Source organism: Rhodococcus sp. FH8 (assembly GCF_019266085.1).
Classification (GTDB): Bacteria; Actinomycetota; Actinomycetes; order Mycobacteriales; family Mycobacteriaceae; genus Rhodococcus_F; species Rhodococcus_F qingshengii.
Genome location: NZ_LPNQ01000083.1, coordinates 1 through 425, shown reverse-complemented (window position 1 = coordinate 425; position 425 = coordinate 1). Strand labels below are relative to the sequence as shown.

The window sequence follows — 425 nt, the reverse complement described above, 5'->3', positions numbered from 1 at the left end:
CGCTCCTTCACCGACGGCGGATGCGACTCGTTTCACCGAACCGCGGCGGATGTCGCCCGCCGCGAACAGGCCGGGCAGGCTGGTTTCGAGCGTCCTGGACAGGCCGCCGTTGATTGGCAGGCTGCCGTCCGCTCGTGCGTGGATCGCGTCCACACCGGTGAGGACGAAGCCGTGGTCGTCGAGTGCGATCGCGTCGGCAAGCCACCCTGTGTGCGGTACCGCCCCGATGAAGACGAACAGGGCGCGCACCCGAATCGTGTCCTGGTCGCCGGTGCGATTGTCCTCGACTGCAATTGCCTCGAGGTATTTCTCGCCGTGGACCGCACGAATCTCGGTGTGCCGGTGCACGGTGACCCGCGGATGGTGTTCGATCTGGTCGACCAGGTATCGGGACATGCTCTTCCCGAGGTCATCGCCGCGGATGA

At 66.1% G+C, this 425-nt stretch carries 1 protein-coding gene; it reads right to left on the bottom strand.

Going from position 1 to position 425, the window contains the following annotated elements:
- Nucleotides 1–425 (bottom strand): NAD(P)/FAD-dependent oxidoreductase (locus ATN38_RS30335; protein ID WP_218749302.1); only part of this gene is annotated, 425 nt, incomplete at both ends.